The organism is Pseudomonadota bacterium, assembly GCA_022361155.1.
GTDB lineage: Bacteria > Myxococcota_A > Polyangia > Polyangiales > JAKSBK01 > JAKSBK01.
This window is the reverse complement of record JAKSBK010000081.1, coordinates 1-5594: the sequence shown is the minus strand read 5'-3', so window position 1 is coordinate 5594 and position 5594 is coordinate 1. Positions and strand designations below refer to the sequence as shown.

7 protein-coding genes are annotated in these 5594 nt (G+C 65.7%); 2 read left to right on the top strand and 5 right to left on the bottom strand.

All coding sequences use genetic code 11. The features are described 5' to 3' along the window. A partial coding sequence (locus MJD61_02375; protein ID MCG8554125.1) for a DDE-type integrase/transposase/recombinase occupies positions 1–291 on the top strand: 291 nt, incomplete at its 5' end. Between the two features lie 67 nt (positions 292–358). Here the strand turns inward: MJD61_02375 and MJD61_02370 are convergent. From MJD61_02370 to MJD61_02350, 5 genes are all read right to left on the bottom strand, one after another. After that, positions 359–1444, bottom strand: coding sequence for a metallophosphoesterase (locus MJD61_02370; protein MCG8554124.1), 1086 nt, complete (start codon positions 1442–1444; stop codon positions 359–361). A gap of 35 nt (positions 1445–1479) precedes the next feature. Beyond that, positions 1480–2775, bottom strand: coding sequence for a hypothetical protein (locus MJD61_02365; GenBank protein MCG8554123.1), 1296 nt, complete (start codon positions 2773–2775; stop codon positions 1480–1482). 92 nt (positions 2776–2867) lie between these two features. Further along, the gene (gene pyrE / locus MJD61_02360; protein MCG8554122.1) at positions 2868–3464 is read right to left on the bottom strand and encodes an orotate phosphoribosyltransferase; all 597 of its coding nucleotides are present in this window, start codon (positions 3462–3464) and stop codon (positions 2868–2870) included. Positions 3465–3477: 13 nt separating this feature from the next. Further along, positions 3478–3861, bottom strand: coding sequence for a response regulator (locus MJD61_02355; GenBank protein ID MCG8554121.1), 384 nt, complete (start codon positions 3859–3861; stop codon positions 3478–3480). Positions 3862–4022: 161 nt separating this feature from the next. Further along, positions 4023–4499 (bottom strand): hypothetical protein, encoded by a 477-nt coding sequence (locus MJD61_02350; protein ID MCG8554120.1) that lies wholly within the window; start codon positions 4497–4499, stop codon positions 4023–4025. A 327-nt stretch (positions 4500–4826) separates the two neighbouring features. On the opposite strand from MJD61_02350, the gene MJD61_02345 reads away from it, so the two are divergent. After that, complete coding sequence (locus MJD61_02345) at positions 4827–5348, top strand: hypothetical protein (GenBank protein ID MCG8554119.1); 522 nt, start codon at positions 4827–4829, stop codon at positions 5346–5348. Positions 5349–5594 lie beyond the last annotated feature (246 nt).

Here is a 5594-nt window from a genome sequence, read left to right as displayed (position 1 = left end):
GCCGACGTGGTGGCGGTGAGCCCGTCCAGCACCTACCGCGTGCTACGCGCCGCGGGCCTGCTCGACCGTTGGAACAAGAAGCCCTCGAAGAAGGGCACAGGCTTTGTGCAGCCAAGCCGACCCCACGCGCATTGGCACATCGATATCGCGTATCTGAACATCCTCGGCACGTTCTACTATTTTTGCGGTATTCTCGATGGCTTCAGTCGTGCCATGGTGCACTGGGAGATTCGAGAGACGATGAGCGAGAGCGACGTCGAGACCATCGTTCAACGCGCCCGCGAGCACTGACATTCCATCCCTCATCAGCGAGGTGGCTTGATGGGCCCCGCGCCCCCTGTCGCGACAACATGTGCTGCTATCGGCCGTCGACCCGCAGCATGGTGGTTTCGAGACGCCGGTCGCGCGGCTCGACGTCGACCCGCAGGAAGTGCCGACCCACGCCGTCAAAGCGCTCGGGGATGGCCCCGCCGCCGCCCGTGATGAAGGCGGGTATGCCGCCGTTCTGGAACGCATAGTAGGAGTGGACGTGCCCGTAGACCGTAAGGTCTACTCGGCCGCGGGCGAGCCGATCCACGAAACGAGCGGCCTCGGCGTGGCTGTTGAAGGAGCCGCCACGGATACCGGCGGGCTCGAAGGGCGCGATATGCGCGAATACCGCACGCAGCGGTAGGGTCGCGGCATTGGAAAGCCACTGATCCAACCAGTGGTAGACCCCGGGCGCTACGGTTCCGCTTGCTGTGTCCAGGAGAACAAACTGCACGCCGCGGAAGCTGAACCGAGAGCTGCCACGGCCGAAGTAATCATGATAGGGGACACTGGGCGTTATCAGCTCGTGATTGCCAAGCGTGGCGTAGCAGGGGACGTCCAGCACATCGAGCTTGTGCTGGAAGAACGCCAACTCCTGGCGGGTGCCGCGAGAGGTGAGATCACCCACGATGATCACGAACCTCAGCGGGTGCCGATTCATGGCGCGGTAGATATCCTCCACCGCGTCCACAGCTCGCTGCACGTCACCGAAAACACCAAAGGACCAGGGACCCATCTGCTCGGTGTCGTGTACCCGTAGGGCAGCCCGAACGGTGCTGGACGGCTGAAGCATGATCTGCCAGCTGGCAGTCTTGGGCTTGGGGCGCTCGAGTAGCAGAGGTTGAATCGGTCCAGAGGCTGTAGCCGCAACTAGGGTCGCGTCGGGCAGGATATTGTCCAGCGTGAGGGTGTAGCGTCGCGGTTGGGCGTCCCGATTTCGAAGCGAAAGCGCCAAGGTGGGCGCTCCGGCCCATAGGGATGCGCCGGTTGCGTCGATTTCGCGGATCGCGGCCAAACCGTCCCGGACATCCAACGCGACGCCATGCGCTTCGGCGCGACCCACACCATCGTCACGGCGAGCGCGATCGGACGCCACGTCCAGACAGCCCGCGGACAGCGACACCACTATCAGCATCCCGCAAGTCCAGATTGCGCCAGGAGCGCGGCACCTCACTGCAGGTCTCCGTGGCGAAAAAGGAGCTTGCCCATGAGCATGGTCGCCGAACCGCGGACGAGGTCAACCTGCGCGCCCCAGTTTGCGTCGAGCCAGGTCGTGGCGCGCAGGCCAACGAGACCGAACGCAGCGCCTCCGCCCCCGCGAGGCAGGTGCTGCCCGCCCACCAGGCCATCGCGCCGGTGGTCGTAGTAGAGCATGAGCTCGAGCCAGCGAGCTTGGTAGCAACCAAGCCACACGCCGTACCCGATCCGTGCGAGCAGCAGCTGCGTGTTGTCACGCCGAATCGCATGGTGTCCGCCATAGGAGGCCCACCCAAGACCCCAGCTCAGCTCGGTGAACGAACCCTGCAGCGGTTGCGCGAGGTCGGTCATATCCAGGCGCCACGTGAATTCCAGATCCAGTGTGAGCTGATCGAAGCCGTCTTCAGTATAGCGGTGATACCTAGCACCGGCAGCGAGGTCGACGAAGGACACCTGGAGCTGGCTTGTTCGCGGCGTGGCGCCCACGAACCGATAGCCCACCTCCGAGCGTACACCGCGACTCGCCACGTTCAGCGCGCCAAGCGCTTGCAGTCCAAACCGTAGCCTCCCGACGCGCAGTGTAACCTCCAGGCTTGCGAAACCGCGATGAGAGAGCACGAGATCACGCACGTGGCCGAGGCCCACACCAGCCTCCAACCAAGCGAGCCGGATCGCTGGTCGGCCTGTCACTTCGGGGCGCAGCACGTGATAGACGTCTGCGAGCCAGCTCAGCAAGAACGTCCCGGTCCCGTCGATCGCGAGCCACGCCAGCGGGGCTACCGTTTTGGGTGATGCGCCCGTGAGCCAGATGCCCAGCAGGCCGGTTGCCCCGGCCGCGAGACCAATGCCCTCGAGTGCCAGCAGTCTCAGCGCTGTGTCGCGGTCGCCCAGGGAGTAGCTGCCCGCGCCGTGCAGCGCCAACCCGGGCACAAACAGTGCCCCACCAGCCAGCAAGCGTCCAAATGACCCAAGGGCCGGCTCCGGACCGGAGGTACGGCTCGGGTGCATGCGCTCGGCGGCGGCCTCTACGATTCTGGCAGCCGGCGGCTCCGCGTGTGCGGGAGACGCCCCGAGACCCAGCATGCCGACCAGCAGCCCGGCAACCGCGCCTGCGTGCCCTGTACACACATTGACTCGTTGTAGCATCCGGCACTGACCCGTGTGGGCGATCGTCTTTCGGACCCGCGACTCCGAGGCTGGATCAGCGTCGCTCGCCGCCCACAATGCCCCCCGCCCGGACGACGCCAGGTCATCCCTGCTAGGCTGCAACGGTCCTCTCAGCCAACCCCGGTGTACCCCCGGCAAGACCGCTCGCGCATGACCCTGACCCCTAAAAAGGGATCGAGGTCGTTCGACCGCTTCTAACCAGGACTCCCCGAAGCCCAGGCCTCGACGACTTGAGCCTTGCGAAAGAGCGCCGTGACAGGCACGGTCTGCCCCACGGCTTGCCGGATGGCATCCATACCGCCTCGCTCCTGGCGATCGACGAGCACGAGGACCTGCGCCACCCTGAGCTCGGCTTCCCGGCAGCATGCGATCGCGCGAATCGTCGAACCACCTGTGGTCACGACATCGTCCACGACGCACACGACCGTTCCCGCGCGGACATCCCCTTCGAGTCGCTTGCCTTGCCCGTAACCCTTGGCCTCCTTACGCACCGTGAACCACTTCAGGCCGCGACCCGCCGACGCCGAGCTCGCCGCGGCCGAGATCGCCACCGGATCGGCTCCCAGCGTCAAGCCTCCCACGGCTTGCACTTCAGGGCGAAGCGCTGCTGCAACCAAACGCCCCAGGGCCACCAGGCAGGCTCCATGACTCAAGGCGAGCCTGCAGTCGAGATATTCTTTGCTCGTTTCACCGGAGGCGAGCAAGAACGGCGGCTCCGAGGGTCGCCTGCGCTGATAGGCGTGGTGCGCCAGGTAGTGCAGCACCTTTTGCGTTGGCTCGAGCGTCTCCATCTCGCCTTTGTACTTAGCCTCGCCCCAACGAGATCCAGCGCATGACCTCGCTGACGAGAGCGCTGGGGCGCGTGGTCTTCGGCAGCCACGCGTCCGCACCGCACTGACGCCCCCGCTGCTCGAGTGTGCTTTCGTCTGCGGCCGAATACATGATGACGACAGCTCCCGCAGTATCGGGATCCCTGCGAATGAGGTCCGTGAGCTCCGCACCGTCCAGCCCCGGCATCATGAGGTCCATGATCACCACCTCGGGCTTGGTGGACGCGATCAGGTTCAGGACGCCGAAGGAGCGATTGGTCGTGACGACCTCCAGGTCAGCGGCCCGCAGCGCGAGCTCGAGCATCCGTGTCACGACGGGATCGTCGTCGACCACGACCACGCAGCCAGCACTACTCATGGTACCGGGATGCGGGCGGATAGGGCCCATAGGTGACGCCATCGGACCGGCGCTGGCCGACTGAACCCCCCACGCGCCGGCGCCGCAGCACGCACCGGTTCCGGGGCGCAGCGCCTACCTGTTACGCCCGGCCTGATGAGAGCGTTGGTCAACTCCCCCGCTTACCGGCGAGCCTTGGAATTGCCACCGCTCGCCGGCTCGGCGTCCCCGGCATCGCCGCCATCGTGGCCACCGCCATCGCTGGCATCGCCGTGCCCGCCATCGCCGGCGTCGTGCCCCCCGTCAGCGCCGCCGTGGCCGCCGCCGCCCTGACCGCCATGGCCAGCGCCGCCGCCGTGCCCGCCACCACCGACGCCGCCACCGTGACCGCCACCACCCCCATGGCCGCCCCCCGCCTGGCCATGGCCCGCGCCCCCTCCCTGACCTGCGCCGTGGCCGGCTCCTCCCGTCTGGCCCGCGCCATGCCCCGCCCCTCCGGCCTGCCCACCCCCGGCGTGACCACCTCCGGCCTGGCCGTGGGCCCCCGCCCCCATGCCCCGGCGCGGGTTCGTGTCGAAACACCCGCTGGCGGTCAAAGCAACAGCCGCGCAGAAAAGACCGTTGCCCAAAGATGCGATGAGCCTATTCAACTTCGTCATGCCCAACCTCTTCTTTGTCCTGAGACGGGATGCCCCTCTCCTTTCATATCGAGCCGGTTAAGTCAAACAGCGGAAGGAAGCGATGGAGACGACTTGGTACAAACCCAGTTGCTCGTCCGGGGAGCTCGATTCCACCTGCGGCACGGTCTCTGTGAAAAAAATTCATGCTACTCGAAACCGATGCGGCGTGGGATGCACGACCACATGTGAATTATCCAATAATTTCAAGAACCACATCGAAAAGCTGGCGGGCACGACCGTTGCAGACAGTAATCGATCGCCCGCATGCGTACAGCTTCAACGGCAGGATTCACTCTCGTAGAATTAATGATCGTGGTTGCCTTGGTCACCGTGGGCGCCAGCCTGGCTGCGCCCAAGGTCGCCCTGGTCATGGCCAACCGCCGGGCTTCGGACCTGGCATCCGACAGCATCCGTCTCGGTCGCTTGGCGCGAGCCAACGCGATCTCATCGGGGCGTGCCTACGTGGTGCGCTACGACGCGGGCGACGACAGCAACGGGCGGCTGCGCATGTGGCGGGGCACGAACAACGGCTGCAACCTGCAGACCTGGTCCTTCACCGGCACCCCCGTCGAGCAGGTGGAGGCTGAAACCTACAACATCGGGGGCACCCACGTCGTGTCGGTGACGCCCGACCCGGATGTGGACATCTGCTACGAGCCGAGCGGCGCCGTGATGATGCGCTCGGGCTCGGGACGCTTCTTGTGGAGCGTAGCCGGCGTAACCACGGGCGTGATCTTCAACGTGGATCGCACGGTGGGCGGCGTCATCAAGGGTGTGTCTCGCCGGATCGTGTTCCCTCTGGGCGGCACCGCAAGGCTGCTGAAGTGAGCAACGCAGCTGAAATGAGCGACGCAGCTGAAATGAGCGACGGCGCCGAAGGAAGGAGGCTGCTCGGGTGAGTCGAAGCTCTCCCAGCCGAAGCCGGCAGCTCTGCAACCGATCCGGTTTCACGGTGATCGAGGTCATGATGGCGCTGGCTGTCATGGTGGTGGGAGCTACCGCGCTCGTCGGGCCGCAGCAGCTCACGACGCGCGCGAACACGACGTCGCGTGAAATGTCGACTGCGACGCAGAT

Coding starts and splice junctions, on each gene's coding strand:
- MJD61_02350 (MCG8554120.1), bottom strand. CDS start 4,499: ATGACGAAGTTGAATAGGCTCATCGCATCTTTGGGCAACGGTCTTTTC.
- MJD61_02370 (MCG8554124.1), bottom strand. CDS start 1,444: ATGCTGATAGTGGTGTCGCTGTCCGCGGGCTGTCTGGACGTGGCGTCC.
- MJD61_02355 (MCG8554121.1), bottom strand. CDS start 3,861: ATGAGTAGTGCTGGCTGCGTGGTCGTGGTCGACGACGATCCCGTCGTG.
- MJD61_02345 (MCG8554119.1), top strand. CDS start 4,827: ATGATCGTGGTTGCCTTGGTCACCGTGGGCGCCAGCCTGGCTGCGCCC.
- pyrE (MCG8554122.1), bottom strand. CDS start 3,464: ATGGAGACGCTCGAGCCAACGCAAAAGGTGCTGCACTACCTGGCGCAC.